General features: G+C 65.4%; 1 protein-coding gene. It reads left to right on the forward strand.

The window, feature by feature from the left end; genetic code table 11:
* The first annotated feature begins 360 nt into the window (after positions 1-360).
* Positions 361-765: a single-stranded DNA-binding protein gene (locus tag V3C85_RS04470; protein WP_031339640.1), complete on the forward strand. Its 405-nt coding sequence runs from the start codon at positions 361-363 to the stop codon at positions 763-765.
* Positions 766-774 lie beyond the last annotated feature (9 nt).

Here is a 774-nt window from a genome sequence, read left to right on the forward strand (position 1 = left end):
GGGGCAAGGGGCATGTGTGGGCGTGGTGAGACCTTTTCATATTCCCGGGATGGTTCCCCCTTGGGCCTGACATCGCCGGATGAGGTCGGCTGAACTCGTCTGCTTGGGGTTCTCTCCCCTGTGGTCTGGTTGAGGCACCTCCCCTTCGACTGACTATCCCCTAAGCCTGTTCGGTTTCCTGCCCGCAACCCCGCTCCCGTCCGGGCCGTGTTGGCCGCAAAGCGTCCTGCCCGCTCCACCCCGTCCCCTCGGGGGTTTCCGGCTGGTCCCTTGGCCCTGCCGTGCAGACGTCTCCCGACAGGCTCGGACCGGGTCTTGTCGAAGGGATGGTCCCTCGCACCAGACAAGAGGTTTTACACCATGCAGAACATCGTCATCCTCGCCGGCAACATCGGTCAGGCCCCGGAAGCCCGCGTCACCCAGGGCGGCACGAAGATCACCCACTTCACCCTCGCCACCTCGCGCCCCCGCCTGTCGGAAGGCCGCCCGATCCGCGACGAGCACGGCTACCGCGTGATGGACACCGAATGGCACCGCATCACCTGCTTCAACGGTCTCGGCAAATCGGTCGCCGAGAACTGCGAGAAGGGCATGAAGGTCCTGGTCCAGGGCCGCATCCACTACACGAAGTGGACCGATGCGGCGGGTGTCGACCGCTACGGCTGCGAGATCATCGCCGAGAAGGTCGACTTCCTCAGCCGCCCGAAGACGGCCGAGGGCGAGGGCCCCGAACTGGTCGACAACAACGACGAGGTCGGCTTCTGAAGCCGACCA

Origin of the sequence: Pseudotabrizicola sp. L79 (genome assembly GCF_036553525.1) — a bacterium.
In the GTDB taxonomy this organism is placed as follows: Bacteria; Pseudomonadota; Alphaproteobacteria; order Rhodobacterales; family Rhodobacteraceae; genus Pseudotabrizicola.

Bases quoted from the DNA above. Each gene is read 5' to 3' on its own strand.
- V3C85_RS04470 (WP_031339640.1), top strand. From the start codon at position 361: ATGCAGAACATCGTCATCCTCGCCGGCAACATCGGTCAGGCCCCGGAA.